Source organism: Pseudarthrobacter humi (assembly GCF_024294965.1).
Classification (GTDB): Bacteria; Actinomycetota; Actinomycetes; order Actinomycetales; family Micrococcaceae; genus Arthrobacter; species Arthrobacter humi.
The window spans coordinates 1-25,349 of the sequence record NZ_JANCLV010000019.1 but is presented as its reverse complement, the minus strand read 5'-3'; the positions used below and the strand labels follow the sequence as shown (position 1 = coordinate 25,349).

Annotated in this window: 26 protein-coding genes; 17 read left to right on the top strand and 9 right to left on the bottom strand. The window is 66.6% G+C overall.

Annotation, left to right across the window (positions count from 1 at the left end):
• Positions 1-7 precede the first annotated feature (7 nt).
• Positions 8-742, bottom strand: coding sequence for a DUF4956 domain-containing protein (locus NFC73_RS18900; protein ID WP_254752755.1), 735 nt, complete (start codon positions 740-742; stop codon positions 8-10).
• 179 nt (positions 743-921) lie between these two features.
• Here NFC73_RS18900 and NFC73_RS18895 point away from each other — a divergent pair, with 179 nt between their 5' ends.
• Entirely contained in the window at positions 922-1,674 is a 753-nt protein-coding gene (locus NFC73_RS18895) for a lytic transglycosylase domain-containing protein (RefSeq protein WP_254752753.1), read from the top strand.
• A gap of 8 nt (positions 1,675-1,682) precedes the next feature.
• Here NFC73_RS18895 and NFC73_RS18890 read toward each other — a convergent pair whose 3' ends face one another.
• From NFC73_RS18890 to NFC73_RS18875, 4 genes are all read right to left on the bottom strand, one after another.
• Positions 1,683-2,783, bottom strand: a complete 1,101-nt coding sequence (locus NFC73_RS18890) for a GtrA family protein (RefSeq protein ID WP_254752751.1) — start codon at positions 2,781-2,783, stop codon at positions 1,683-1,685.
• A complete protein-coding gene (locus NFC73_RS18885) occupies positions 2,780-3,772 on the bottom strand; it encodes a phosphodiester glycosidase family protein (RefSeq protein ID WP_254752749.1) in 993 nt (330 codons plus the stop codon). Before NFC73_RS18885 ends, NFC73_RS18890 begins: the two co-directional genes overlap by 4 nt.
• 148 nt (positions 3,773-3,920) lie before the next feature.
• Positions 3,921-4,328, bottom strand: a complete 408-nt coding sequence (locus NFC73_RS18880; RefSeq protein WP_254752745.1) for a response regulator transcription factor — start codon at positions 4,326-4,328, stop codon at positions 3,921-3,923.
• Between the two features lie 134 nt (positions 4,329-4,462).
• A complete protein-coding gene (locus tag NFC73_RS18875) occupies positions 4,463-5,206 on the bottom strand; it encodes an ANTAR domain-containing protein (protein WP_254752817.1) in 744 nt (247 codons plus the stop codon).
• A gap of 542 nt (positions 5,207-5,748) precedes the next feature.
• On the opposite strand from NFC73_RS18875, the gene NFC73_RS18870 reads away from it, so the two are divergent.
• From NFC73_RS18870 to NFC73_RS18840, 7 genes are all read left to right on the top strand, one after another.
• A complete protein-coding gene (locus tag NFC73_RS18870) occupies positions 5,749-6,207 on the top strand; it encodes a hypothetical protein (RefSeq protein ID WP_254752743.1) in 459 nt (152 codons plus the stop codon).
• Positions 6,208-6,300: 93 nt separating this feature from the next.
• On the top strand, positions 6,301-7,143 hold the full coding sequence (locus NFC73_RS18865; protein WP_254752742.1) for a hypothetical protein: 843 nt from the start codon (positions 6,301-6,303) through the stop codon (positions 7,141-7,143).
• A 1-nt stretch (position 7,144) separates the two neighbouring features.
• Positions 7,145-7,657, top strand: a complete 513-nt coding sequence (locus tag NFC73_RS18860; RefSeq protein WP_254752740.1) for a hypothetical protein — start codon at positions 7,145-7,147, stop codon at positions 7,655-7,657.
• On the top strand, positions 7,654-8,940 hold the full coding sequence (locus NFC73_RS18855; protein ID WP_254752738.1) for a hypothetical protein: 1,287 nt from the start codon (positions 7,654-7,656) through the stop codon (positions 8,938-8,940). Before NFC73_RS18860 ends, NFC73_RS18855 begins: the two co-directional genes overlap by 4 nt.
• A 145-nt stretch (positions 8,941-9,085) precedes the next feature.
• Positions 9,086-9,676 (top strand): adenylate kinase, encoded by a 591-nt coding sequence (locus tag NFC73_RS18850; protein WP_254752736.1) that lies wholly within the window; start codon positions 9,086-9,088, stop codon positions 9,674-9,676.
• Positions 9,673-10,545 carry an NAD-dependent epimerase/dehydratase family protein gene (locus tag NFC73_RS18845; protein WP_254752734.1) on the top strand — a complete coding sequence of 291 codons (873 nt, stop codon included), beginning with the start codon at positions 9,673-9,675 and terminating at the stop codon, positions 10,543-10,545. Before NFC73_RS18850 ends, NFC73_RS18845 begins: the two co-directional genes overlap by 4 nt.
• Before the next feature lie 191 nt (positions 10,546-10,736).
• A complete protein-coding gene (locus NFC73_RS18840; RefSeq protein ID WP_254752732.1) occupies positions 10,737-12,590 on the top strand; it encodes a S8 family serine peptidase in 1,854 nt (617 codons plus the stop codon).
• On the opposite strand, the gene NFC73_RS18835 is transcribed toward NFC73_RS18840, so the two are convergent.
• A complete protein-coding gene (locus NFC73_RS18835; protein ID WP_254752730.1) occupies positions 12,587-13,420 on the bottom strand; it encodes a FadR/GntR family transcriptional regulator in 834 nt (277 codons plus the stop codon). The genes NFC73_RS18840 and NFC73_RS18835 overlap by 4 nt on opposite strands.
• 135 nt (positions 13,421-13,555) lie before the next feature.
• Here NFC73_RS18835 and NFC73_RS18830 point away from each other — a divergent pair, with 135 nt between their 5' ends.
• The 7 genes from NFC73_RS18830 (at position 13,556) to NFC73_RS18800 (ending at position 20,760) form a co-directional block, all read left to right on the top strand.
• Complete coding sequence (locus NFC73_RS18830; protein WP_254752728.1) at positions 13,556-14,851, top strand: ABC transporter substrate-binding protein; 1,296 nt, start codon at positions 13,556-13,558, stop codon at positions 14,849-14,851.
• 132 nt (positions 14,852-14,983) lie between these two features.
• On the top strand, positions 14,984-15,925 hold the full coding sequence (locus NFC73_RS18825; protein WP_254752726.1) for a carbohydrate ABC transporter permease: 942 nt from the start codon (positions 14,984-14,986) through the stop codon (positions 15,923-15,925).
• Positions 15,922-16,839, top strand: coding sequence for a carbohydrate ABC transporter permease (locus NFC73_RS18820; RefSeq protein WP_254752724.1), 918 nt, complete (start codon positions 15,922-15,924; stop codon positions 16,837-16,839). Before NFC73_RS18825 ends, NFC73_RS18820 begins: the two co-directional genes overlap by 4 nt.
• A 7-nt stretch (positions 16,840-16,846) precedes the next feature.
• A complete protein-coding gene (gene dgoD, locus NFC73_RS18815) occupies positions 16,847-17,995 on the top strand; it encodes a galactonate dehydratase (protein WP_254752722.1) in 1,149 nt (382 codons plus the stop codon).
• Between the two features lie 5 nt (positions 17,996-18,000).
• Positions 18,001-18,723, top strand: a complete 723-nt coding sequence (locus tag NFC73_RS18810; RefSeq protein ID WP_254752720.1) for a bifunctional 4-hydroxy-2-oxoglutarate aldolase/2-dehydro-3-deoxy-phosphogluconate aldolase — start codon at positions 18,001-18,003, stop codon at positions 18,721-18,723.
• Positions 18,720-19,703 (top strand): sugar kinase, encoded by a 984-nt coding sequence (locus NFC73_RS18805; RefSeq protein WP_254752718.1) that lies wholly within the window; start codon positions 18,720-18,722, stop codon positions 19,701-19,703. Before NFC73_RS18810 ends, NFC73_RS18805 begins: the two co-directional genes overlap by 4 nt.
• 148 nt (positions 19,704-19,851) lie before the next feature.
• Positions 19,852-20,760 (top strand): helix-turn-helix transcriptional regulator, encoded by a 909-nt coding sequence (locus tag NFC73_RS18800; protein WP_254752716.1) that lies wholly within the window; start codon positions 19,852-19,854, stop codon positions 20,758-20,760.
• 334 nt (positions 20,761-21,094) lie between these two features.
• Here NFC73_RS18800 and NFC73_RS21105 read toward each other — a convergent pair whose 3' ends face one another.
• The 3 genes from NFC73_RS21105 to NFC73_RS18785 form a co-directional block, all read right to left on the bottom strand.
• A complete protein-coding gene (locus NFC73_RS21105; protein WP_504967625.1) occupies positions 21,095-21,643 on the bottom strand; it encodes an SDR family NAD(P)-dependent oxidoreductase in 549 nt (182 codons plus the stop codon).
• 45 nt (positions 21,644-21,688) lie between these two features.
• Positions 21,689-22,726 (bottom strand): zinc-dependent alcohol dehydrogenase family protein, encoded by a 1,038-nt coding sequence (locus tag NFC73_RS18790; protein ID WP_254752714.1) that lies wholly within the window; start codon positions 22,724-22,726, stop codon positions 21,689-21,691.
• Between the two features lie 119 nt (positions 22,727-22,845).
• Positions 22,846-23,967: a DNA alkylation repair protein gene (locus tag NFC73_RS18785; RefSeq protein ID WP_254752712.1), complete on the bottom strand. Its 1,122-nt coding sequence runs from the start codon at positions 23,965-23,967 to the stop codon at positions 22,846-22,848.
• Between the two features lie 151 nt (positions 23,968-24,118).
• On the opposite strand from NFC73_RS18785, the gene NFC73_RS18780 reads away from it, so the two are divergent.
• Both NFC73_RS18780 and NFC73_RS18775 read left to right on the top strand, forming a co-directional pair.
• Complete coding sequence (locus NFC73_RS18780) at positions 24,119-24,898, top strand: phosphatase PAP2 family protein (RefSeq protein WP_254752710.1); 780 nt, start codon at positions 24,119-24,121, stop codon at positions 24,896-24,898.
• A gap of 5 nt (positions 24,899-24,903) precedes the next feature.
• On the top strand, positions 24,904-25,230 hold the full coding sequence (locus NFC73_RS18775) for an MmcQ/YjbR family DNA-binding protein (RefSeq protein WP_254752708.1): 327 nt from the start codon (positions 24,904-24,906) through the stop codon (positions 25,228-25,230).
• Positions 25,231-25,349: the final 119 nt, after the last annotated feature.

Genomic DNA, 25,349 nt, shown 5'->3' with positions numbered 1-25,349 from the left:
GGGGCGTTCAGGCAGCACCTGCCGAGGCGTGGATGGGAGCGGACGACGCCGGTTCGGTTCCGTCGGCATCGGTTGTCACCACAGGTGCGGGTACCTGCGGCAGCGGCTGGGATGACGCGTAAGGTGCCGGTACTGCGTGCCGGGGTGCCGCCGTCGTGATGGTTGAGATGGTGGCGTGGGCTGCGGGCTGGACGACGCGGGGGCTGTAGGCGTAGCGGACGTCCACGATGGTTTTGTCGTTGACGAGGTCAAGCTCCTGGACAGTGGCGGAGTGGACCTTGCCGTGCAGGACTTCCTCGAGCCGGGCGTACAGGTCGCCGTCCTCCGCCAGGGCCCGGTCCAGGATGACCGTCTGGTGCCGGTGCGCGGGCAGCACACGGGGGTGGTCGCCGACGAACATCACCAGCAGGATCAGGCCCATCAGGGAGGCGGTGAGCCACACGGGCTCGATGCCGAGGCCCGCGATGAGGCCCAGCGCCAGGGCCGAGAAGTAGTAGGCCACCTCGTGCTGGGCCAGCTCGGTGGAGCGGAGCCGGATGATGGACAGGACGCCGAAGAGGCCAAGTCCCAGGCCGAGTCCGGCAGCTGAGCCGGACAGGGCGGTGGCCACGGCCAGGACGCCCACGTTCATGCCCAGGTACGAGACCACCAGGTCGCGGCGGCGGTGGCGGCGGAGGTAGAGGACGAACGTGAGGATGCTGATGGCCGCGAGGTCTGCGGCGATGAAAATGAGGGAAGTCATCGGGATTCTCCGGAATCTGTTGGTGGGCTGTTCTCTACCGTCCCGGGCGATACTGTGCAGGTGCTGTGACGGAACCCAGGTCCGAATATGAGTGCCGGCCGGGCGCTCCACAGTATTTTCCCGGGGCGTCATGCAGCCGCCGTTCCTCCTGGCGGATTTCGATCGATAGGATCAAACCCGTGCTCCGACTCAAACGCCTTGCGGTTTTCTGCGTGTTCGCGATCTGCGTCGTCACCGCGTTGGCATTCTGGGCACGCGGACAGTCCGGCGCGGACGCCCGGGGAGTTCTCCTTCCGCCGCCCCGGTCAGAGGCGAAACTCGAAGCGCCGCCCGCCGGCCTCACTACTGCCGTGAATGTCACCCGGAACGCGGACGCCGAGTGGCTCATCCAGGCCGCCGCACTAACCGGCATACCCGCCCGTGCGCTTCGGGCATACGTGGGTGCGGCCGGCGCGGCCAATCACTCCGCTCCGGGATGCGGGATCGGCTGGAATACGGTGGCGGCGATCGGCTTCGTGGAGTCCGCCCACGGAGCCTATGGCGGCGGGAGCCTGTCTCCCGCAGGGCAGGCGAGCGGGCCAATCATGGGCCCGAGCCTGGACGGTAACGGATTTGCCGCCATCGCTGATACAGACGACGGCGTCCTGGACGGCGACGCTCGCTGGGACCGCGCCGTAGGACCCATGCAGTTCATTCCCTCCACCTGGGAGCTTGCGGGACTTGACGGGAACGGTGACGGTGAAGCGGATCCCTTCAACATCGACGATGCCGCCCTCAGCGCGGCCGGGTACTTATGCGCCCATGGCCGCGACCTCACCGCCGCGAACGGATGGGTTGATGCCATCTACTCCTACAACCAGTCCGATTCCTACGTGGACCAGGTGCGCCACCAGGCCACCTCCTACGCCGAGAAGACGGGCACCACCGGATAAGGCCTCGGCTACCGGCGCAACGTCCCGGGCTGGTGGCCGCGGCTCGGGTCCAGAGCCTGATCCTCAGCCTCCCGTCCGGCGCGCCTGGCCGTGCGCCGGGAAAAGAGAAAGCGCTGCTGCACCACGTAGCTGACGGTCAGGAGGGCGATTTCAGCAAGGATCTTTGCTGGCAGGGCGGCCACGGAGAGTGAGTCCACGGCCGAGATGAGGCCATAATTGGCGGCGAGGAGAACAAGAACCAGGCCGAAATAGCGCAGCCCGGCAGCCGCGGCAGGCCTGTCCCGGCCGTGCTGGAACACCATGCACCGGTTGACCAGGAAGTTCACCGCGGAGCTCACGGCCCGGGCCCCCACCACGGCCAGCAGCAGTGAGTCGGTCACCATGGTCAGGAGCAGGAACACCGCGGTGTCCGCGAGGAACGCGGTGAAGGAGGACGCCAGGAACTTCAGCAGCGGGGCATAGATCCGGACCGAATCCGCCACCGGCCGGAAATGGGACCCCGAATTGTGGTCCAGATAGACCGTGGCGATGTCCACGGTGGTGATCGCATAGCCGGCCTGCTTGGCTTCGAGCAGCAGGTTCAGTTCGTACTCGTAGCGGTCGCCGCGGACGGACCGCAGCCACGGAAGCATGGCTGCCGGGTAACCGCGGAGGCCTGTCTGGGTGTCGGAAATGCGCTCGCCGGTGGCCAGCCTGAACAGCAGCCGGGTGGCGCTGTTGCCGAATTTGCTGCGGGCCGGGACGTTGCCGGTGAAGTTCCGCGTACCCAGCACCATGGCGGGAGATCCGGGCTGTACCGCCGCCGCCACGCGGAGGATGTCCACCATGGTGTGCTGGCCGTCGCTGTCGGCACACACCACGGTCCTGCCCGGGAAGTGGTCGGCGATGAATCCGAACCCGGTCTTCAGTGCGAAGCCCTTTCCCTGATTGCAGGAATACCCGATGACGTGGCACCCAAGGGCCTTGACGCCGTCGAACACGGCCTTGTACTCCGGCCCGCTGCCGTCATCAACCACCACCACAGTGGCCCACGGCTCGGCGTCGCGGATGGAACGGATCAGGGCGGGCAACTGCTGGTCCGGCTCGTAGGCCGGGATCAGGATGATCATGGCCGACCCTCTTCCGCGATGTAGAGGATGTCGGAGGTGCCGCGTTCCTTGTTCTCGCCCAGCGGGTTGTTCACGAGCTCGCCGTTGAAGTACATGGTGGAGGATCCGCCGCCGTCGAGGTTGTACGCGGTGGTGGCACCGAGGCCTTGCATGATTTCGGCCAGCCCGGTCATGGTCACGCCGGCGCTGTAGCCGGGGCTGCGGCCGTCCACCACCACAAACACCAGGTGGTTTTCGTCGATGATCCCGACGGCGGTGCGCGGCTGTTCGCCCTGGATGGAGTGGTTGCCGAAGTTGGTGTCCACCTCCACGTCCTCGATGCCGGCGGCCACTTCGCCGTTGTCCAGCAGGGAGGGCCCGAAGGAGAGGGTGTTCCAGACGCCGTCGGCCAGCAGCTGCTCGGCGGTGGTGGCGGTTTCGTCGTAGACCTTGACGGTGCCGTCGCGGTAGAAGGCCAGGCCCTGGCGGGCGCCCTCGTCGCGGAACACCACGCCGTTGCGGATCACGATGCCGGTGTCGCGGAAGCCGTAGTAGTCGCCGTTGATGGCGAAGATCGCGTTGTTGGCTTCGGCGATGTCCGACGTGGTTTCGGTGATGTTTTCGCCGAAGCTGTTGTTGGCGAACGCGGACTGGAGGGTGGTGGCGTCGTCGAGGACGACGTCGGCGACATAGTAGGTGATGGTGCTGTCGTCGCTGCCGGTGGTCACCGTGGAGATGCTGATGTTGGAGCTGTCAGACACGTAGGACGTGTCCGTGGTGACCGCGGTGGCGGCGGAATCAGGGGTGGTGTCCGCCGTCGTGCTCTGGCTGGTGCCTGTTTGGCTTGCCTGGTACGCCGAGACGTCCGAGATTTCCACGTGCTGGATCACAAAGCGGTCCAGCGCCCAGGCCGTGGCACCTCCTGCGGAAAGCGTCAGGGCCACGGCCCCGGCGACGACGGCGCGCCGGACACGGCTGCCCTTGCGTTGTTTGTTCTTGAGAGGAGTCATGCCTCATGTGTAGGCAGCCAAGCTATCGCTTCGATTTGGCGAAGGTGTGCTTCGCCTGTGAAAGGGGACTGACCTTCTCTACGGCCACGTGCCTCCAGACGCCTGGGCCGGCAATTAGCGCCGGCGCGGGCCGGCGCGAGGGTACGGCTTACTGCCGCCGTTGCGGTGTCGACTGCTGGCGGGCGGGGGCATCCGCCGGGCAGAGCCGCAGTGCGAGCTCCTGCAGTTCCTTGGGGTGGAACGGCTTGGTCAGGTAGGCGGCAGCGCCGGAGGCCATTCCGGCCAGGATGTCGTCCTCCTCGGACCTGGCCGTGAGGAACAGCATGGGAGCAGTGCTCAAGGCACGGATTGCCCGGGCTACGACGTGCCCGTCCATGTCCGGCAGGCCAAGGTCCAGGGTGATCAGCGCAACCGAGGGTTCAGTGGCCGCGGCAATTCCTTCGGCGCCGTTGGCGACCGAACGAACGGAAAAGCCTGCGCTGGTCAGGACCACGGTGACCAGGCCGCGGATGTCGTCGTTGTCCTCGATGACAAGACAAATGCGTTTTGTTTCCATGAAAGCCCCTCAGCCAGCTTTGCCACCAGTGTACGGGGCGAGTGGGGCGAGGAGCGTCATTATGACGCACGCCGTAAACCGCACGCCGGCCACGTCAGCGGACACCTCGTTGAGCCCCACTGCAGCGGGCCGGTTCAGCCGTCGTAGTGCGTCCGGGCCGGCCCCTGGTCCAGCGCATTCACCACGGCTGCGGCGACGATATGCAGCTTGGAATTACGGGTGCTGGACGCCGCTTTGAGGAGCTCGAACGCGTCCTGCTGGCTGCACCGGTTCTGGGCCATGATGATGCCCACCGCCATGTCGATCACCGTTCGTGATTCGAGGGTGGCACGCAGATGCGCCGCAGTCTCGCTGTAATGCGCGAAACGCACCGCAAGCCGCAGGGCCAGGGAGGTCTGGCGGACGAAGTCCTCGGCAGCCGTCAGGACGCGGCCTTCGAAGCGGGAGGCCCGGTGGGAGTAGAGGTGCAGGGTGGCTTTGGTTTCCCCCTCCAGCCGGAACGGGATGGCCAGGACTGACCGGATGCCTTGGTCCAGGACGGCTTCGCAGTATTCGGGCCAGCGCGCTTCGTCTTTCACGTCAGCGACATGGACCGTCACCTGCTCCAGCGAGGCAGCCATGCCCGGGCTTTGCTCGGACTGGCATTCAATCTGGCCGACAGCGCGGGCAGCGGCGCCGCTGCTGGCAATGGTGGCCGCCTTGCGCTGACGCAGGAGAGTGATGCCGCACAGCACTTCGTCGCCGGGTTCGGAAAGGGTGCTGGCCGACACCCGGGCAAGCTCATCCAGGAACTCCTCCACGTCGGAGCTGTTGAGGAGTTCTTCGTGCAGGTGCTCGGTGATTGATGTAGCTGTTTTTGCTGTTGACTCGCTGGCCACGGTTCTTAGTGCCATTCGCTCAGGTCAAACGAACCGGTAACCCTCCGCATCACCCTGCCGCAGTGGCAAAAGGGTGGCGACGGTCGCTGGATCGACGAACTGTCCAACGGCCTGCTGCTAAACCGATATCCAGAAGTATATACAGGCCAGAGCCTTGGGAAGCGCCACCAGGCGGCCAGGCCAGGGAGGACTCAAGGACTACCTGCTTATTGTGCGGGTGGCACCGCCGGAGGATCCGGCAGTGAGGCCTCTGGGCTTGAAACTCCAAGGAGTGGGACGGGTTCCCGAGCGCCCGCACGAACAGTCCCTGCGCATCGGACACCTCACGCCTCGTCGGCCAAAACTGAGTACCCTGCCCCTCATCCAAGAGGTCGTGGCCGGGGAGACCCGCAAAAGTCCAGTACTGCTACGCGTTGTTGGGATCACCCGCGCCGGGAAGTATGGGCGTCATCGATCAGCCGGAAGCAAGGTCCCTTAGTGGTTCCCGATGGCTGTGCGTCTCAGCAAACGGTCTTAACCCCCAGCCCAAAGGAGTCTCACTCATGCGCAAAATGACCAAGAAGAACAAGGTCCTGGCAGCAGCCGGTGCCCTGGCACTGGTAGCAGGCGGCGGCGGCGCCGCCTACGCCTACTGGACCACCACCGGTGAGGGCTCAGGCGAAGCGACCAACTCGGAAGGCGGCGGCACCGTCACCCTGCACGCCGACTTCGACGGCGGCCTCACCCCCGGAGACGTCCGCTCGGTTTCGTACACGGCTGACAACGCCGACCCGAACACCAGCACCAAGGTGGGGGTCCTGACCGCCAGTGTGACCACGGACGTCGCGGGCTGCCTTCCGGCCTGGTTCGACGTCACCGCGGAAACCAGCAACACCACTGTGGACGCGGACTCGGCCGGCACCTCTGTGGGCAGCGGAACCCTTACGTTCAAGGACAGCGCAACGGAGGACCAGAGCGCCTGCAAGGGCTCCGTCGTCACCATCACCGTCGGCAGCGTCTAAATACAGTCTTCGCCGGCGGGGAGGAGCAGAACCTCCCCGCCGGCGAATTCCACCTCCTCCCGCCCATTGCAGAACAGGCCAGAAGGGCTGAACGTGCAGAAATATTCTGGGTACTTCCGCACAGTCATGCGAAGAACCACCACCGCAGCGAAGGTGCTGCTGGTGGGTCTTGTGGTGATGCTCGTTTCGGCGGGCACCATCTTCGCGGCCAGCCAGGGCGGGAGCCAGGGCAACAACACCAAGGGCGTCACCATCCAGGTGAATCCCTCCAGCCGGACGGTTGACCGGGGCGACCCGGTCAGCTATTCGGTGTCCCTGACCTCCACCAACGGTTTCAGCGGTGGCGTCACCCCCACTGTTTCGGGACTGCCGGCCAGTACGACGGCGGCCTTCGCCCCGGCGTCGGTGACGCTGGGTTCCGGTAAAACCGCCACAGTGGTGCTCACCGTAACGACGTCGGCCACCACACCGGAGGGCAAGTCGGACCTGATTATTGCCACCGCGGCCGGCGCAAGCCAGGCTGCCGGCGTCGTGGTCCAGCTCTTTGTCCAGTCGTCCAAAAAGACCTTCAGCATTTCCGGGAATCTGGGCACGCAGCTCACGCCGGGCGCCAAGATTCCGCTGAATCTTTCCTTCTCCAACCCCAACAACAAGGGCCTGGCACTGTCCAGCCTGTCCGTCGCCATCACCGGCATCACCCGGACGCAGGCTGCCGTTGCGGCGGGGCTCCCCTGTACAACGGCGGACTACGTGGTGACCAATTACAGCGGGGCCTATCCGCTCACGGTTCCTGTGGGGTCCAAAACGCTCCAATCGCTCAACCCGGATTCGGCACAGTGGCCCCAAATCGCCATGCTGGATACGGCACTGAACCAGGACGGCTGCAAGGGCGCCACGCTCCAGCTCGCCTACTCCGGAGCAGGGGAGGGGAACTGACATGACCGCCACACCGGAAAAGACGTCCCGACGGCTGGCTGCCAAGACTGCGGCAGCAACCATCACCCTCTGCCTCGCCACGGGAGTGGGCGGAGCGTACGCCTACTGGGCCACGGTGGGTGCCGGATCCGGTGCCGCCGCCAACGGCACCATGGTCACCGTCACCGTGGAGGCCCTCGTGGCGGGCGACAGCCCGCAGAACACCCTTGTCCCGGGCGGCACCGCCGATGTTGCCGTCCGGGCACACAACCCCAACGGCCACGCCGTGCAGGTCTACGCCATCCGCGGCAACGGGGCTGTGACGGCGGTCGGCAACCCCGCGGGCTGCCCCGCCGCCGGAACCGGCGTGACTTTCGTTGAACCTGCCGTTCCGCTGGCACCGACAGTGAGTATTCCGGCGAATTCGTCCGTGCTGATCACCCTGCCGGGCGCCGCCGCCATGTCCACGGCGTCGTTGTCAGGCTGCCAGGGCGCGACGTTCAGTCTGCCCGTCACGTTGGAGGCACGGAAATGAACCGCCCCATCCAGATCCTGCCCCACGTGCAGCCGCCGCGGACGCGCCGGAAGGCCCGCATTGCCAGCGTTATGGCTGCGGCACTCATCATTTCCTGGGGCGCCCCGGCGGCCAACGCCTACTGGCAGACCCTCAGCAGCAACAACGGCGGCGCCAGGGCCGATGCCATCCTTGCCGTGGCCGCACCGACAGCGTCCGCTTCGGCAGATGCCGCCTCCGTCAGTTGGGCCCAAAGCACGACGGCGGCGGGCCGGCCGGTCTCCGGTTACACCGTTGCCCGCTACTCCTCAACGACCGGCGGCACCAAAGTTGCCGCCGGGGGCGGCTGCGCGGGAACCGTTGCGGCTTTGGGCTGCAGCGAGGCTGCACTGCCCGCCGGCACCTGGTACTACACCGTGACCCCTGTGCTCGCAGCATGGGCGGGGCCGGAGTCTGCCCGCAGCGGCGGAGTGGCCGGGGATTCGGCTGCGCCGATTGCGCCAACGGTAAGCGCTCCGGGGATCGTGAACACGTTGAACGTAAGCAACGTCAACGTCGACGTCACCGCTGAGGCAGGGGCGTCCGTGAGGGTTACAGTTGCCGATGCGCCGCCGGTTGGGACACCGCAACAGACACTCACCCAGAACCTGACGGCTAATGGCTCCGTTCAGACGATTAGCTTCAACCTCTCCACGTTTAGCAACGGAACCATCGCGTACACGGCAATGGCCACAGACGCTGCCGGCAACGAGAGCACTCCAGGCGCCGCAACGTCGACAAAGGACACGGTGGCGCCGACAGCCAGCTTCAGGCTCCAGACAGGCCCGGTGGCTCAAAAAAACGTTGCCGGTCGGGCGGATCAGGACGACCAGATCATCATCACTTTCTCCGAACCCATGAATCCGGCGTCGATCTGCAGCGCATGGACCAGCCCAACGCCGGCGGTTCTGAAGAACGCCGGAATCCAGGTCAGGATCGAGCCGAACAGGACCCTCAAGGTCGTCGTGCCTTCGACGGTCTGCCCGACTTTCACCTTGGGGACCGCGGTATTAGGCGGGGCGTTCTCCACCGGAACCACTGATCTCGTGTTTGCCGGAGGAGGAAACAACGCTACCGCGCTAGCGTGGACCAGCACCGCCACTTCGAGTACCTTGACGATCACCCTCGGGCCGGACAGCGGTGCTACCAGGGCGGTAGTGTCCGGGGCTGTGCAGTCGACGTTCACATCTGTTGAAGGGCCCAAAGACGCAAACGGAAATCCGATCTCTCTCTCGCCGATACTGGGCGCGGCGTCTAACTTCTAACACCCCTCAAACCAGCGCCAGCCTCCGGCTCCCTTCCCGGAGGCTGGCGTTGTGCTGCGACTTGTGGGCAGAATGAAGCACACGTTGGCGCTGCCGACAGTGGACCCGAGACCAGCCGGCAGGGACGCCGTGGAGGGACAGGAACATGACCAGACTCCTCATCATCGGGCCGCCGGGCTCGGGGAAAGGCACCCAAGCGGTGCAGATCGCCACGCACTTCCGCATTCCGACCGTATCCACGGGCGAAATCTTCCGGAACAACGTCAGCCACGAGACGCCGCTGGGCGTAGAGGCCGCCAGGTATCTCGACGACGGCGCTTTTGTCCCGGACCATCTCACCAACGCCCTGGTCAAGGACCGGCTCCTCGACGCCGATCTGCAGCCCGGTTTCCTGCTGGACGGATACCCCAGGACAGCTCCCCAGGTCATGGAACTGGACAACATACTGGCGTCCCAGGGCCACCGCCTCGACGCCGTGGTGGAACTCCGCGCACCGGATTCCGAACTGGAGCAACGGATGCTGCGGCGGGCCAAGGAACAAGGCCGGAAGGACGACACCATCGATGTGTTCCGGCACCGGCTGGACCTCTACCACCGCGAAACCCACGAGGTCGTGGCGGTCTACGCCGGCCGGGGCATACTGGTTTCGGTGGATGGCAGCGGTGACCCAAGCGCCATCACCACACGTGCCATTGCCGCCGTCGAAAAGTTCCTGGCCACCCGGGTGTCGCCATGAGAATTGCAGTGACCGGCGGCAGCGGAAAACTGGGACGGCATGTGGTCCGCAGGCTGACCGACGACGGCCACCAGGTGCTGAACCTGGACCGGGCGGGGGAGCGGCACCGCGGGTTGGCAATCGTGGACCTGCGTAACTATGGCCAGGTCCTTGACGTGTTCCTCGGTCTCGACGACCGGCATGACGGCTTCGACGCAATCGTCCATCTGGGAGCCATTCCGGCGCCCGGCATCATCCCGGATGCCGCCACCTTCGAGAACAACATGCTCTCGACCTACAACGTCTTCCAGGCGGCGCGGCGCGCCGGCATCAAAAAGGTGGTTTACGCCTCCAGCGAGACGGTGCTGGGACTGCCGTTCGACGTCGACCCTCCCTACATCCCGGTGGATGAGGAATACCCGGCCCGGCCGGAGAGCACGTACTCACTCGTGAAGCACCTCGAGGAGCAGCTGGCGATCCAGCTGACGCGCTGGGATCCGGAGCTGAGCATTGCGGGCCTGCGGTTCTCCAACGTCATGGATCCTGAGGACTACGAACGGTTCCCGTCGTTCGATTCGGACGCCAGTGCGCGGAAGTGGAACCTCTGGGGCTACATCGACGGGCGCGACGGCGCGCAGGCCGTGGCGCGTGCGCTGGAAAACGGCCAGCCCGGGTTCCAGGCTTTCATCATCGCGAACGCGGACACTGTCATGACGCGTTCCAGCGCCAGCCTCGCAGCGGAGGTGTTCCCCAACGTCACCGTGACCAAGGAGTTGGGCGAACACGAGACTATGCTGTCCATCGACAAGGCCCGGCGCCTGTTGGGCTACGAACCTGAACACACGTGGCGGACCTACCACTCCAACAGGACCACGCCCACGGAAGACTGAATCGCGGAAGGCTGAACCCGACAAGCGGGCCTCTGAGGAGGGCGGTCCCTCAAGAATTCCGCAGGCGCCGAAAGGTTGGCGCAGGATCAGCCCAATTCCCGGCCGCGGCGCGTGGCGGGCTCCTAATCTGGTGATAGGCGGGGATTTGTTGCCGCCAGCATCAATCCAGACCGTCACACGAGGACCCCGCCATGCGCACCTTCCGTTTTGTGCTGACCGCTGCCAGCATGCTGATTTCGGCGGTGGCACTGACCGCCTCGGGCCTGCCCGCCGCCGCTGCACCGCCCCTTGCCCCGGGCGGCCAGGACGCAAGCGTCCGCTACCTGGTGCGCTTCGCCGCCGAAACGGACGTCCCCGCCGAGGCGGCGCGACTGAAAACGCAGGGCATCGGCGTCGGCCGTTCCTTTTCGCACGCCCTGCGCGGCGCCGTGGTCACGGCGACGCCGGCGCAAGCCGCGGCATTGTCCCGCTCGGCGGGCGTCGCGTCGGTAGAGGTGGATGCGCCCATCACGCTCTCCGCAACGCAGCAGCCCGCGCCATGGGGGTTGGACCGCGTGGACCAGCGGCCCCTGCCCCTTTCGGGTTCCTACACCTGGACCGCCGCCGGCGCCGGAGTCAACGCGTACGTGGTGGACACCGGCGTGCTCGCCTCACACTCAGAGTTTGCCGGCCGCGTGGCAGCAGGCTGGACGGCCGTGGCCGATGGCCGCGGCGCCGGCGACTGCAACGGCCACGGCACCCACGTGGCTGGAACGGTGGCCGGGACCACGTACGGCGTGGCCAAGGCGGCGACGATCGTCCCCGTCCGGGTGCTGGACTGCTCCGGCTCCGGCTTCAACTCCGACGTCGTTGCCGGCCTGGACTGGATCGCCGCCAACCACGCCGCGGGAACTCCCGCCGTGGTGAACATGAGCCTGGGCGGAGTGGCCAGCGCGGCAGTGGATTCGGCGCTCCAGGGTGTCATTAACGACGGCGTTGCTGCAGTGGTTGCCGCCGGCAACTCTGCCGCGGACGCCTGCGGGAGCTCGCCGGCGCGGCTCCCGGCAGCGGTAACGGTGGCAGCCAGCGATTCCGCCGACCGTCAGGCCTCCTTCTCCAACTTCGGTTCCTGCGTGGATCTGTATGCACCCGGCGTCGGTATTGTCTCCGCGTCTTACAGCTCGGCCACCGCAACGGCCTCCATGTCCGGCACGTCCATGGCAGCGCCCCACACGGCCGGCGCCGCGGCGCTGCTGCTGTCCCAGAACCCAGCGCTCACGCCCGCCCAGGTTGCCGCGGCGCTGACCTCGAACGCCACAACTGGCGCCATCACCGGCATCGGAACCGGCACGCCGAACCGCCTGCTGTACGCCGCGGCTCCGGCACCTGCGCCCGCACCGGCTCCCGCACCGTCTCCCGTGGCGCCTGCCCCCACAGTTACGGCCAAATCACCCGCAGCACAGTCGATGGCGGTACCCGTGGCCAGCAACGTGACGGCCACGTTCAGCAAGGCCGTCCAGGGTGTTGGTGCCGGAACATTTGTGCTCCGGAACGCCGCCGGCACGGCCATCCCGGCAACGGTCAGCTACAACGCGACAACGAACACGGCCACCCTCGATCCGTCCGCCAACCTGCCCGTGGATGCCACCTTCACGGCGACGCTGGTGGGCGGCGCCACCGCCATCCGCGACACCGCAGGCACGCCTTTGGCCAGCACGAGCTGGACGTTCACCACCGGCCCGGCGCCTACAGTCACAGGGTTCACCCCGGGCAGCAACTCCCAACTGGTCAGGCGGAACAATAACCTTTCGGTGACCTTCAGTGAGCCGGTCCAGGGCGTCAGCGCCGCCACGTTCACGGTGAAGAACGCCGCCACCGGGGCCGTGGTCACAGCCGCCGTCTTCCGCAACGGCACCACCAATCAGTGGATCCTGGACCCGCAGAACACCCTGGCGGCGAAGACGAAATACACGGTGACCGTAACCGGCGGCGGGACGTCCGTCCGCGACCTCGCAGGCAATCAGTTGGCCACCAAGACGTGGCAGTTCACCACGGGTTCGTTCTAGCCGTCGGTTGTGGAAAGGGAGGCCGACGGCGGCAATTGGGGGGCGCCGTCGGCCTCTGGTGTGTGCCGCGGGGTTGTGTGCTGAGGGGAAGCATCCGGCGACTCGCCATGGTTGTGCTCGGACCAGATATAGCCAACTTCCTCAGCGAACTGTTCCACGATCCTGCTCATGGCGGCATGGGCGGCGCCGGCCTCACCGCGCTGGATGGCGCTGGCCACGTCAACGTGCAGCTGTAGTGCTTCGTGGTGGGGCAGGTGTGGCATCAGGCCGTGCTCCGTCCGGCCGGTGAGGACCTCTGTCACAAGTGACTGGAACTGCGCAAACATGGCGTTGCCTGATGCGTTGAGGACGGCGGCATGGAACTCCACGTCCAGCAGGAGGAATTCCTCCTGCGCTCCGCGCTGGCCCGCGGCCCACAACCGCGCAGCCAGTGAGACAAGATCGCTGCCGGCATCCCATGACGCCCGTTCGGCGGCGAGCCGGGCAGCCTGCGGTTCGATCGCGCCACGGAGCTCGTTGAGGGCCTGCAGCTGCTCCAGACGCCGGGACGAGGCCAGCCGCCAGCGGATCACCTGGGGATCGTAAAGGTTCCAGGCCTCTTCGGGCTGCACCACGGTGCCGAACCGCCTGCGGGATGCCAGCATGCCTTTGGACGACAGAACCCGGGCGGCTTCCCGGACCACGGAGCGGGAGACCTTGTGCTGCGCCTCCAGCTCGTCCAGCCGCACTACCGAATTCGGCGCGAGGGACCCCTCCGCAATGGCGAGTCCCAGCCTCTGGACCAACGCAGTATGCCGGTCAGTAGGGGACTCCGCCTTTGGGGTTTTCATAGATAAATCATACTGGTTGCCAAAAGGGGTTGTTTAAGTCTGCCTTATTTACCTATGCTCTCTTCCAGAGCAGATGTAAAGATGCATTTGTAGATGGCTGGACAGTGACGTCAGCCTGGAAGCAAGGGAGTCGTCATGAAGCGACGTTCAGTAATGAAGTACGCGGCAGTCGCCGCGGCACTTTCCATGGGGCTCACCGCCTGCGGCGGCGGCAGCGGCAGCAGCGACGCCAAGGAATCCGGCATCGTCCGGGTAACTCTCGCAAACCACGTCTGGACCGAAGGCATCAAGGCCGCCATCCCGGAATTCGAGAAATCCTCGGGGCTCAAGGTGGAACTGACCCAGCTCGGCGAAGACCAGCTCTCGGACCAGTACAACGTCAAGCTCAACGCAGGCAGCGACGAGATCGACGTGATGATGTACCGCCCGCTCCAGGAAGGCAGGGCGTTCGCGAAGAACGGCTACCTCGCGGACCTGACCAGCAAGGTCTCCGCGGATTCCGGCTGGGACTGGAAGGACTACCAGGAGGGCCCGGTCAAGGCCACCACCGCTGACGGCAAGGTTGTGGGCGTCCCCATCATCACCGAGCGCGAAGTCCTCTACTACCGCAAGGACCTGCTGAAGGCCGCCGGCCTTGAGGTCCCCAAGACCATGGAGGAGCTTGAGGCGGCCGCCAAGGCCATCAAGGAATCCAACCCGGAGACCGCCGGCTTTGTGGCCCGCACCGGCAAGTCCGCCGCCGTCACCCAGTTCTCCAGCTTCCTGTACAGCTTCGGCGGCGACTTCACCGATTCCAGCGGCAAGTCCACCGTCAACTCGGACGCTGCCAAAAAGGCCTACGCGTACTACGGCGGCCTGATCAAGAACTACGGCCCCGCCAACGTCAGCACCGACATGAGCTGGCCCGAGGCGATGGCCATCTTCACACAGGGCAAGGCCGCCTTCTACACCGAGGCGGACTCGCTCTACAAGAACGCCACCGATCCGGCCAAGTCCAAGGTGGCCGAGACTGTCGGGTTCGCCACCCTGCCCGCCGGTCCCGCCGGTTCCAAGCCGTACAACATCCCGTCCTGGGGCCTGGCAGTGAACGAGGCCTCGGGCAACCAGGACAACGGCTGGAAGTTCATCCAGTGGGCCACCAGCAAGGAACGCACCCTGGCTGCGCAGAAGGCCGGCGTCCCCGGACCCCGCGCCTCCGTCTGGGCTGACTCCGCGGGAACCTCCACCTACCCGAAGGACCTGGCCGAGGCCATTGCCGCCAGCGCCAAAAACGGTGTGGGCCACGACCGTCCCGAGGTAGTCACCGTTGGCAAGGCCCGCGAAATCGTGGGCGAGCCCATCGTCGCCAGCATCACCGGCGCCGACGCGTCCGCCGCAGCAGACTCGGCCCACGTGGCCTTCCAGAAGTTCCTGGACAGCGAAAAGAAGTAACGCACGCGGCGCACCGGGTCTCAGCCAATGAGGCCCGGTGCACGCAACAGCCCCGGCGGGACGGCAGTGACGCTGCCGTCCCGCCCCGGCCATTCTTCACCCCCCCGACTCCTTAGGTGAACCATGTCTGTCATGACTCCTCCCCGCAGCGCAGCCCGGAACGCAGGCCGTGCTCCCGGTGCCCGCGAAAAATTCTCTGACTGGGCCAACCGGCACCGCAAATGGCTGTTCGCAGCCCCGGCGATGGCCTTCGTCGGCGTCCTGATCATCTTCCCGCTGGCCTGGACGCTGTACCTGAGCCTCACCGATTCGCAGGGCTCCGTCCGCGCAGCCACCGAATTCATCGGCCTGGAAAACTACCTGACGGTCCTGTCCGACGTCGAACGCTTCTGGCCCGCTGTGGGCCGCACACTCACCTTCACCGGCATTGCCCTGGTCTGCGAAGTGGCGCTCGGCATGGGCATCGCCCTGCTGCTGTGGCGGCCCTTCCGCGGCGAAAAGTGGGTCCGCGTGGCCATCCTGCTGCCGCTCGTGGCAACCCCGGTAGCCGTCGGCATGATGTGGCGGCTGATCTTCGACCCCAACATCGGGTTCGCGAACCAGCTGCTCGCCGCTGTGGGCATCCCCGCCCAGCCCTGGCTCTCCGGCCAGGACACCGCGCTCGGCACCACCATCTTCATGGACGTGTGGCAGTGGACCCCCATGGTGGTCCTGATCCTGCTCGCGGGCCTGACCTCCCTCTCCGAGGAGCCCGACGAGGCGGCACGCATGGACGGCGCCAACGCGTTCCAGCGTTTCTTCTTCGTCACGCTGCCCCTGATGATGCCCACCGTGATTGTGGCCATCCTGCTCCGGGGCATCGACGCCCTGAAGACCTTCGACATCCTGTACGCCACCAAGGGCAAGGGCGGCGGGTCCTTCCACGAGGTGGAGACCCTGAACGTCTACGCCTACGGCCTCAGCTTCGACTACAACCAGTACGGGCTGTCCTCCGCGGTGCTGATCCTGTTCTTCATGATCATCATCGGCTCCATGTGGCTGCTGACCATGCGCAAGAAAGCGGTAAGCAAATGACCGTTCTGTCAGAAAACACAGAAAACACAGAAAACACCGAAACCCAAACGTCCGCCGGGCAGCCCCGGCAGTCCTTGCCGGTCCGGCGCCCGAAGAAGCCCCTCGGCACCCGCGCCTACAAGGTCTTCCGCGTCGCCGCCCTGATCGCCGTGGTGCTGTTCCTGGTGGCACCGCTGTTCTGGATGCTGCTGGCCTCGCTGAAGACCAACGTTGACATCTACGACACCGCCAAATCGTTCATCTTCAGCCCCACGTTCGAGAACTACGCCAACGTGCTGCAGCGCAACAACTACTTCGTGTTCATCTTCAACAGCTTCTGGGTGGCCTTTGTCTCCACGGCCCTCTCGCTGGTGCTCGGTGTCCCGGCCGCGTACGCCATGAGCCGCTTCACCATGCACCGCTCGGCCCTGGTGGTCCTGATGGCCCGCGTCATCCCGGGTGTCTCCCTGCTGGTGCCCTGGTACTACGTGTTCTCCAACCTGAAAATGGTGGGCGGGTTCGAGGTACTGATCCTGAGCCACATGTTCGTTGCCCTGCCGCTGATCGTCTACATCATGATGAGCTACTTCGATTCGCTTCCGCTGGAGCTGGAGGAATCGGCACAGGTGGACGGGCTAACGCCCATCGGCGCGTTCCAGCGCATCACGCTGCCGCTGTCCGTGGCCGGCATGGCCACCGCAGGCATCCTGTCCTTCATCTTCTCGTGGAACAACTTCATGTTTGCCCTGGTGCTCTCCGGGTCCAAGACCAAGACGCTGCCGGTGGCCATCTTCGACTTCGTCTCCTACGCCAGCATCGACTGGGGCGGGCTGATGGCGGCCGCCACCGTCGTGACCATCCCCATCATGATCATTGCGCTCTTCACGCAGAAGTACATCGTCTCCGGCATGACCGCCGGAGCTACCAAGGGCTAGGTCCGGCATGACACTCATCAGCAGAATTGAAACCTTCCTCGTCGCGCCGCGCTGGCTGTTCGTCCGCATCGAGACCGAGAGCGGGATAGTGGGCTGGGGCGAGGCGACCTGCGAGGGGCGCAGCGAAACGGTCCGCACCGCCGTCGGCCAGCTTTCGGAGCTGCTGATCGGCAACGACGCGCTCCGGATCGAAGACCACTGGCAGGTCATGACCAAGGGTTCCTTCTACCGCGGCGGACCCATCCTGGCCAGTGCCGTCTCCGGGCTGGACCAGGCCCTCTGGGACATCGCCGGCAAGCACTTCAACACCCCCGTACACCAGCTCCTGGGCGGCCACGTCCGCGACAGGATCCGGATGTACGGCTGGGTGGGCGGGGACGAGCCGAACGAGGTGGCGGACCAGATCAGCGCCCAGCTCGAGGTGGGCCTGACCGCCGTCAAGATGAATGCCAGCGGCCGGATGAGCCCCGTCGCCTCGGTGGCCGAGATCGACGGCGTCGTCCGCCGTGTTGCCGCGGCCCGCGAGGTGCTGGGGGACCACCGCGACGTCGCGGTGGACTTCCATGGCCGCTTCAGCCTGGCCAACGCCCGCCGGGTGGCGCCGCTGCTGGAACCGTACCGGCCGTTCTTCCTCGAAGAACCGGTGGTTCCGGAAAACACGCACCTGCTGCGCGAATTCACCTCTTCAACCACGACACCGGTTTCCACCGGTGAGCGGCTCTACAGCCGGCAGGAATTCCTTCCCGCCCTGCAGGCCGGCATTGCCGTGGCCCAACCTGACCTGTCACACGCCGGCGGCATCACCGAGGTCCGCAAGATCGCCTCGTTGGCGGAGATCTACGACGTCCAGCTGGCCCCGCACTGCCCGCTGGGGCCGCTCGCCCTGGCAGCGTGCCTGCAGGTGGGCTTCGCGACGCCCAACTTCCTGATCCAGGAACAGAGCATCGGCATCCACTACAACAAGGGCGCCGAAGTCCTGGACTACGTGGTGGACAAGTCCCCGCTGAAGTTCGTGGACGGCCACATCGAACGGCTGACCGGTCCCGGCCTCGGCATTGAAATCGACGAGGCCGTGGTCCGCGCGGCGGACAAGCGCGGCCACGCCTGGCGCGGGCCGGTCTGGCGCCACGCAGACGGAGCATTTGCAGAATGGTAAACAACATGACTGACGTTTCTGACAGCGCTGACATCACGCCCGAAAGCCTGCTGGCCGGAATCCGGGAGTCGCGGCTCGTGGGAATCGTGCGCGGCACCGACGGCAAGGCCGCGGCGCAGGCCGCCCTCGCCGCGATGGCGGAAGGGTTCACGTTCGTCGAGATCGCCCTGACCACGCCGGGGGCGCTGGATGCCATCCGCGAGGTCCGTGCCGCCGCGCCGGCGGGCTGCTACGTCGGCGGCGGAACCGTCCTGACGGTGCAGGACGTGGACAACGTCGCCGAGGCCGGCGGCCAGTTTATGGTCACGCCGTCCCTGGCCGCATCCATCCAGGAATCGGCGCGGCGGGGAATCCCGGTGCTGGCCGGTGCCCTGACGCCCAGCGAGGCGTATGAAGCGATGAACCGCGGGGCCACAGCCATCAAGCTGTTCCCCGCCTCCATCGGAGGCCCCGGCTACCTCAAGGCGCTGCGCGATCCCTTCCCCGGGATCCCGTTCATCGCCGTGGGCGGCGTGGGCCTCGACGAAGCCGCGGGCTACTGGGAAGCCGGCGCGATCGCCGTCGGACTCGGCGGACCGCTGTTCGGCGATGCCGGCTCCGGCGGTGACCTGGCCCCGATGCGCGGGCGTGCCCGCGCGTTTGTGGACCTGGCGGACTCCTTTGCCCGCCGGACGGCCGCGGCGACCGTAGCGACCGCCGCAGCAACCGCCGCCGCGGGCGTGCGGTGAGCGCCGCCGTCGACCTTCTGACCTTCGGCGAATCCATGGTGTCGCTGCGGTCCGCCGGGCCGCTGTCCGCCGGCGGAAGCCTGGCCATGCACGTGGCCGGTGCCGAATCGAACGTCGCCGTGGGGGTCGCGCGGCTGGGCCACACCGTCACGTGGGCCGGTGCGGTTGGCGCCGATCCGCACGGCGAATTCATCCTGCGCCAGCTCCGCTCCGAGGGCATCGGGACGCAGTGCCGGGTGGATCCGTCCCGCAGCACGGGCGTGATGTTCCTCGAACAGCGGACCGCGGACGTCACCCGGGCCTTCTACTACCGCGCCGGTTCGGCCGGTTCCACCGTCAGCCGGGACGACGTGGACAGTGCCCTCGCTGCCGGCCCGCGCGTGCTGCACCTGACCGGCATCACCCCCGCGCTCAGCCCGGAAGCCCGGAAGGCGTTTGAATACGCTGCCGAGCGCGCCGCAGCCGACGGAGTGGCGGTCTCCCTCGACGTCAATTACCGCGGACGGCTCTGGACCCGGGACGAGGCCCGCGCCGTGCTGGGCCCCATCGCGCGGCACGCCAGCATCCTGATAGCGTCCGACGACGAACTGGACCTCGTGGCGTCCGCCGCCTTGAGTGGCTCCGATTCCCTGGCGTACGACGACGCCGAAACAGCGCTCGCTGCCTCGTTGCTGGAGCAGGGGGTTGGGGAAGTCGTGGTCAAGCGGGGATCCGCCGGCGCCGGCGTCCACACCGCCTCCGGACGGTTCGAGGCGCCCGCCGTCGCGGTGACCAGCATTGATACCGTGGGCGCGGGGGACGCCTTCACCGCCGGCTACCTCTCCGCACTGCTCGACGGCGAGGACGTTGCCGGCCGCCTGCAGCGCGGCGCCGTTACGGGGGCCTTCGCCGTCAGCACGGCCGGTGACTGGGAGGGCCTGCCCAGCCGGGCCGAACTCGCCATGCTGGGCGCCACCGCCAGCGGAACCACCCAGCGGTAGCGCCGGTGGTTGAGACTGCTCCCGGTGGTTGAGCCTGTCGAAACCCGGCGTCTGGGCGTGCATTCCTGGGCCTCCATTCCTTGGGCGCCGGGCAGGCAGGTACTGACAGTGCCTGCCGCCCGGGACCGCTGGCGCTTACCGTAGGGGTATGGGAGACGTGCGCGCGGACATCAAGGAGTTCCTAAGTTCCAGGCGGGCGCGGATTTCGCCCGAGGAAGCCGGGTTGCCTGCGTACGGCGGGAACCGGCGGGTCGCCGGCCTGCGCCGTGAGGAAGTGGCGATGCTGGCCGGTGTGTCAGTGGACTACTATGTCCGCCTGGAGCGCGGCAACCTTGCAGGGGCGTCCGAAAGCGTGCTGGATGCGCTCGCACGCACGCTGAAGCTGGACGAAGCCGAGCGGGAGCATCTTTTTGACCTCGCCCGCGCCGCCGGGCCGGCGCGCAGGAACCGCAGCAAGCCGTCCGGTACTGTCCGGCCCGAAGTCCAGCAGGTCCTCGATGCAATGGCTGACGCGCCGGCGTGGGTCCGCAACGGCCGCCATGACATCCTGGCGGCCAACCGGATGGGCAGGGCCCTTTACGCACCCGTGTTCAAAAGCGCGCACCGGCCCGTGAACACCACCCGGTTTACGTACCTTGACCCGGCGGCCCGGGAGTTCTGGCGCGATTACGATCAGATCGCCAACGATGCCGCGGCGATGCTGCGGCTTGAAGCAGGCCGCCATCCGCACGATCCCGACCTGATCCGGCTCGTTGGCGAGCTGTCGACGCAAAGCGAGCTGTTCAGGGACCGGTGGGCTTCCCGGGACGTCGTCTTCCACCGCAGCGGGCTCAAGCGGCTGCATCATCCGGTGGTGGGTGACCTCGACTTGAACTACCAGTCCATGGAGCTGCCCAGTGAGCCGGGCCTGGTGCTGAACGTGTACACCGCGCCTGCGGGCTCCCCGACGGCTGATGCCTTGCAGCTTTTGGCCTCCTGGGCTGCCACGCACGATGACGAGTTCGCCGAACCGGGACCAACGGCAAAGCACCCGCAGCCAGGGAGGTCAACGGAATGAACAAGCCGAAAGTGTCTTACATGGTTGCGGGCATGCTGCTTGCCGGGGTTTCTTCTTGCGCATCCGACGCACCCAAGCCTGCCATTATGCGCCCCGTCAGCAGGTGAAAGCTCTTCCCCACGCGATTGCACATAACCGATGCCTTCCGTGACGTGCAGGGTCTGACCGACGGCGTGCTTGTGCCAGGCGGTGTGCGCGCCGGGGGCGAAGCGAACCAGATTTAGCCGGGCACGGGACGGTTGCTGGCCGGAGTAGTACGCGTTGAAGTAGACGTCGCCGGTAAACCACTCCTCGGGTCCTTTGACGGTGGGAGTTTTCGGTTGCCTCTGCGTGCTCATGGTCGTTCTCCTCCGCTGTCCGTGCTGAGGCTGACGTCCCGCCATTGGTCCAGTTCGGTGCGCTGTGCATTGGCTACGGCGGCAAATGCGTTGAAGGCGTCGCTGCCGAGCACCAGGAAGGACGGCGGGTTGGGGCTTTCGGCGACCGCCAGGATGGCATCCCCCGCCTTGGCCGGGTCGCCCGGCTGCGTGCCGTGCATGGTGTCGTTCTCCTTGCGGCGTTTCCCGGCTGTCTCAGCGTAGTCCTCGATCGGCGTCGCAGACTGGGTCAGTGAGCGGCCGGCGAAGTCGGTCCGGAACGCGCCGGGTTCGATGACGGTGACGTTGATCCCGACTGGCTGCAGTTCCTTGTGGAGGGATCCGGACAGGCACTCCAGCGCTGCCTTGCTTGCGGGGTAGTATCCGGATCCGGCCGGTGAGATCCGGTGTCCGGGTAGGCGGCCGCGATGTCTTCCACAGCGGTGACGCTTCGTGCTGTGACGACGGCGTTGTGGCCGTGCGCCAGCACGGTTTGGGCGAGTGCGCGGCCGAGTCCGGTGGAGCACCCTGTGATGAGCCAGGTAGCCATGGCAGGCCTTTCGAAAGTGGCGCTACGGGCGGACGAGGACTTTCAGGGCTTCGCGGGAATCCATGGCGCGGTAGCCGTCGGGCACGTCGTTCAGGCTGATGGTGCGGTCGAAGACCTTGCCGGGGTTTACGCTGCCGTCAAGGACGCCGGGCAGCAATGTCTCGATGTAGGCGCGCACCGGGGCCGGGCCGCCGGTGAGTGTGATGTTCGGGCCGAACATGGAGCCGAAGCCGATCGGAGCGTCCTCGTACTGGGGGACGCCCACGCGGCTGATAACGCCGCCGGGACGGATGACGCCGAGGGCCTGGTCGTACGCCGGCCGGTGCCCCACGCACTCAAGGACGGTGTGGGTTCCGTCGCCGCCGCTGAGCTCGCGCACCTTCTCGATGCCGGCCTCACCGCGTTCGGCGACGACGTCGGTGGCGCCGTATTCGATGCCCAGGTCGGTGCGGGCTTTGTGCCGGCCCATCAGGATGATCTGCTCGGCACCGAGCTGCTTGGCGGACAGCACCGCCATCAGCCCGACGGCGCCGTCACCGATGACCGTGACTGTGGTCCGGGCGTTGACGCCGGCCTTGATCGCGGCGTGGTAGCCGGTGCCATAGACGTCGGAGAGGGTCAGCAGCGACGGCAGCAGCTCGCTGTCCTCACCCACGGGGGCCTTGACCAGGGTGCCGTCGGCGAACGGGACGCGGACGGCCTCGGCCTGGGCGCCGCCGATTCCGCCGGAGGCCCAGAACCCGCCGTGGCGGCAGGACGTCTGCAGGCCCTCACGGCAGAAATCGCAGGTACCGTCGGACCAGGCAAACGGGGCGATGACGAAGTCGCCCTTCTTCAGGGTGGACACGTCCCTGCCCGTTTCCTCGACGACGCCGATGAACTCGTGGCCCATGGGGCTGCCCTGCCGGGACGCGGGCATGCCGTGGTAGGGGTGCAGGTCGGAGCCGCAGATACAGGAATTGACGATCCGCACGATGGCGTCGGTCGGATTCTGGATGACGGGGTCGGGCACGTTCTCCACGCGCACGTCGCCGGCGCCATACATCATGGTTGCTCGCATTTTCGTTTCCTCATCACTTCGTCAGGGGCCGGAGCCCGGGTGTTCCTTTTATTAGCCAACCGCACATTCCCCATGTGTGGGAGTGGCTGTTGATACAGGTACCCGCAGTGCCCCCCAGCTCAGACGTGCAGCTCAAACTCCGTGTGTCCGTGCCGGATCCCGTTGATCTGCAGCTCCAGGGCGTGGACGCCCGGGTGATGCACCCGGGTGGTCATCTGCCGGAAGGCATGGCGCTTCGAGAGTGTGCGGGTCTCACCGGCGGCGAGGGTGAGCGCCGCGATCTTGAAGACCTTGGCCGATTGCGTGCCGTTGGCTTTGACGTAGTGGACCACGTAGTCCACGGCGAGCTTGGCATCGTAGTTCCCGGTGTTGGCGATCGCGAAGTCGAAAGCCAGTTCACCCGGTATGGCCACCGAGTTCCGGTCCAGCGTGGGCCCCGTGACAGCCACCGACGCCGGTGTGAACCCCTGCAATGCGAGCGCACCGGGGTGCGCCTTCTTGATCAGGGTCCGCAGGCCATGCCTGACCACCCATGAGGTGTTGGCGTCCGGCGCGGCCAGCCAGCGAGCCGCCGTTGCCACCACCAGGGCGGGCGCGTGCCGCGCCACGTCGTTGAGGTGGTTTGCCACCGAGCGCCGCACGTACTCCGAAGGGTCGCGGTACAGGGCGTCCAGAATCGGGAGGGACGCCTCGGGGTGAAGCACGACGGCGGGTACCCGCACCGCCCAGGGGAGGTACGGCCGGGTGCCTTCGGAGGCCAGGCGGCGGACATGCTCGTCCGGATGCCCGGTCCAGCCCTGGATGATCCCGAGGGAACGCGCCAGGTCCGCCGCCAGCAGACGGCGGATGGCGAACTCGCGGGTGAGCCTGGGGGTCAGTTCGGCCAGGAGGGCCAGGCAGTCTTCAAAGTCGGGGCCGGGATCGGATCCGGAGCCTGGTTCCAGAGCCAGCGTGACGGCGGTCTCGGACACCGGCCAGAGGATCCACCCCGTGAAACCGACGCCGGAAAGGGCGCTCCGGAAGATGCGCGCCGCCGTCGGATATCCCGGATCCGGAAGCTGCCGCACGTCCGCCAGCAGTGCGCTGCTCACCGCATCTGTCCGGCCGCGCAGGCTCAAATCGTCCAAGTCTGACGCGGCAGCGGCGACGTGCGGCCAGTCCGTTCCCGTAGCGGCCTCAGCCAGGATCCGGGCCAGTGCGTCCACGCCCTGCCGGTTGATCAGCTCATTCATCGCGCCCATTGAGTCAGGCTACCCCGGCGGACTGACATGCCCGGGGGCGGGCCAACGCCGGGAAGAGCGGCGCGAACGCCGTGCGGAGCACGGCCAACTCCGCCCACAAGGGATAATCTTCACCCTAAGCACTCCGCAACGGCGCACGGACGGACACACAATGGCAGAGCAGGCAGGCAAGAACAGTCTTTGGCGGACCTTCCATGACAAGTTCGTGGTGGAGGAACGCTTCATGGAACCGGCCGCACGCACGGCTCTCTACCGGACGGCGCTGGTCCTTGTCGCCGTGGGAGCCCTGCTGTTTATCGCGATGCTGGTGGGCGTCCTGCAGAGCAACACCGGCCCGTGGGGTGCCGACGAACCCATCCGCGACTGGCTGCTCTCGCTGCGGTCTGAGACCCTCACTGCCGTGATGATCTTCCTCGCGGTGGTCTTCGGTCCCGTGGCCCTGCCCATCATCGTGCTGGTGGTGACGGTGCTCTGGGGGTTCGCGGCGAAGCACGCCTGGCGGCCCATCGTGCTCGCCGCCGCGATGCTCACCGGCGTCGTGATATCCCAGATCATCCTGGCGATCGTCCAGCGCTCGCGGCCGCCGGTGGAACTGATGCTGTTCGGCGCCGACCACACGTACTCATTTCCGTCCGGCCACGTGCTGGGTGCCTGTGACTTTCTGCTGGTGACCACCTTCCTGGTGTTCTCGCGGCGGAAAAATCCGAGGTCGGCCGTCTTCGCCTTCGTGGGTGCGGGCAGTGGCGTTGCCCTGGCCGCGCTGAGCCGCCTGTACCTCGGCTACCACTGGCTCAGCGACGCCATGGCTTCTGTCTCCCTCTCTCTGCTGATCCTCGGTGCCGTCATCGCCCTGGATACGTGGCGGACCGCCCGGATCCCCGGCGAACGGATCACGGGCGAGCTCTCCAAAGCGGACGCGCCGGGGGACTAGCCGCGATGGCAACCGAGTCGGAGGTCCGCAGCATGTGCCTCGCCCTGCCCGGTGTCACCGAACGCAGCAGCTGGGACCAGCCCGCCTGGTTCGCGAAAACCCTGATGGCGCGCATCTGGGAGGACGGCGTGCTGACGGTGAAGAGCGCCGAGCGGGAAGCGCTGGCCGGCACGGAACCCGACACGTATTTCTGGACCCCGCACCATGAGCGGTCGCCGCAGCTGGTGCTCGTCCGGCTGGCCCGAGTCGGCACAGAGGAACTCGGAGAACTGCTGGAGGAGTCCTACCGGCTGGCGGGCGGGCATGGATCCGCACGAGCAGCAGGACACTAGTAGTACTTTGTTAGGTTTTCGGCGAGGGGCTTTTAATCGCGGGCCTGACCTGTTAATTTCGTTGCGTGGGAATGGAAGAGACTGGGCTGCGGGTCGAGCTGGAGAATTACGTCGGGGAG

Excerpts from the sequence above, each read along its gene's own strand:
- NFC73_RS18830 (WP_254752728.1), top strand. The coding sequence starts at position 13,556 with ATGAAGCGACGTTCAGTAATGAAGTACGCGGCAGTCGCCGCGGCACTT.
- NFC73_RS18850 (WP_254752736.1), top strand. The coding sequence starts at position 9,086 with ATGACCAGACTCCTCATCATCGGGCCGCCGGGCTCGGGGAAAGGCACC.
- NFC73_RS18790 (WP_254752714.1), bottom strand. The coding sequence starts at position 22,726 with ATGCGAGCAACCATGATGTATGGCGCCGGCGACGTGCGCGTGGAGAAC.
- NFC73_RS18785 (WP_254752712.1), bottom strand. The coding sequence starts at position 23,967 with ATGGGCGCGATGAATGAGCTGATCAACCGGCAGGGCGTGGACGCACTG.
- NFC73_RS18890 (WP_254752751.1), bottom strand. The coding sequence starts at position 2,783 with ATGATCATCCTGATCCCGGCCTACGAGCCGGACCAGCAGTTGCCCGCC.
- NFC73_RS18845 (WP_254752734.1), top strand. The coding sequence starts at position 9,673 with ATGAGAATTGCAGTGACCGGCGGCAGCGGAAAACTGGGACGGCATGTG.
- NFC73_RS18855 (WP_254752738.1), top strand. The coding sequence starts at position 7,654 with ATGAACCGCCCCATCCAGATCCTGCCCCACGTGCAGCCGCCGCGGACG.
- dgoD (WP_254752722.1), top strand. The coding sequence starts at position 16,847 with ATGACACTCATCAGCAGAATTGAAACCTTCCTCGTCGCGCCGCGCTGG.
- NFC73_RS18775 (WP_254752708.1), top strand. The coding sequence starts at position 24,904 with ATGGCAACCGAGTCGGAGGTCCGCAGCATGTGCCTCGCCCTGCCCGGT.
- NFC73_RS18840 (WP_254752732.1), top strand. The coding sequence starts at position 10,737 with ATGCGCACCTTCCGTTTTGTGCTGACCGCTGCCAGCATGCTGATTTCG.
- NFC73_RS18885 (WP_254752749.1), bottom strand. The coding sequence starts at position 3,772 with ATGACTCCTCTCAAGAACAAACAACGCAAGGGCAGCCGTGTCCGGCGC.
- NFC73_RS18780 (WP_254752710.1), top strand. The coding sequence starts at position 24,119 with ATGGCAGAGCAGGCAGGCAAGAACAGTCTTTGGCGGACCTTCCATGAC.
- NFC73_RS18860 (WP_254752740.1), top strand. The coding sequence starts at position 7,145 with ATGACCGCCACACCGGAAAAGACGTCCCGACGGCTGGCTGCCAAGACT.
- NFC73_RS18820 (WP_254752724.1), top strand. The coding sequence starts at position 15,922 with ATGACCGTTCTGTCAGAAAACACAGAAAACACAGAAAACACCGAAACC.
- NFC73_RS18825 (WP_254752726.1), top strand. The coding sequence starts at position 14,984 with ATGACTCCTCCCCGCAGCGCAGCCCGGAACGCAGGCCGTGCTCCCGGT.
- NFC73_RS18835 (WP_254752730.1), bottom strand. The coding sequence starts at position 13,420 with ATGAAAACCCCAAAGGCGGAGTCCCCTACTGACCGGCATACTGCGTTG.
- NFC73_RS18810 (WP_254752720.1), top strand. The coding sequence starts at position 18,001 with ATGACTGACGTTTCTGACAGCGCTGACATCACGCCCGAAAGCCTGCTG.
- NFC73_RS18880 (WP_254752745.1), bottom strand. The coding sequence starts at position 4,328 with ATGGAAACAAAACGCATTTGTCTTGTCATCGAGGACAACGACGACATC.
- NFC73_RS18870 (WP_254752743.1), top strand. The coding sequence starts at position 5,749 with ATGCGCAAAATGACCAAGAAGAACAAGGTCCTGGCAGCAGCCGGTGCC.
- NFC73_RS18800 (WP_254752716.1), top strand. The coding sequence starts at position 19,852 with ATGGGAGACGTGCGCGCGGACATCAAGGAGTTCCTAAGTTCCAGGCGG.
- NFC73_RS18900 (WP_254752755.1), bottom strand. The coding sequence starts at position 742 with ATGACTTCCCTCATTTTCATCGCCGCAGACCTCGCGGCCATCAGCATC.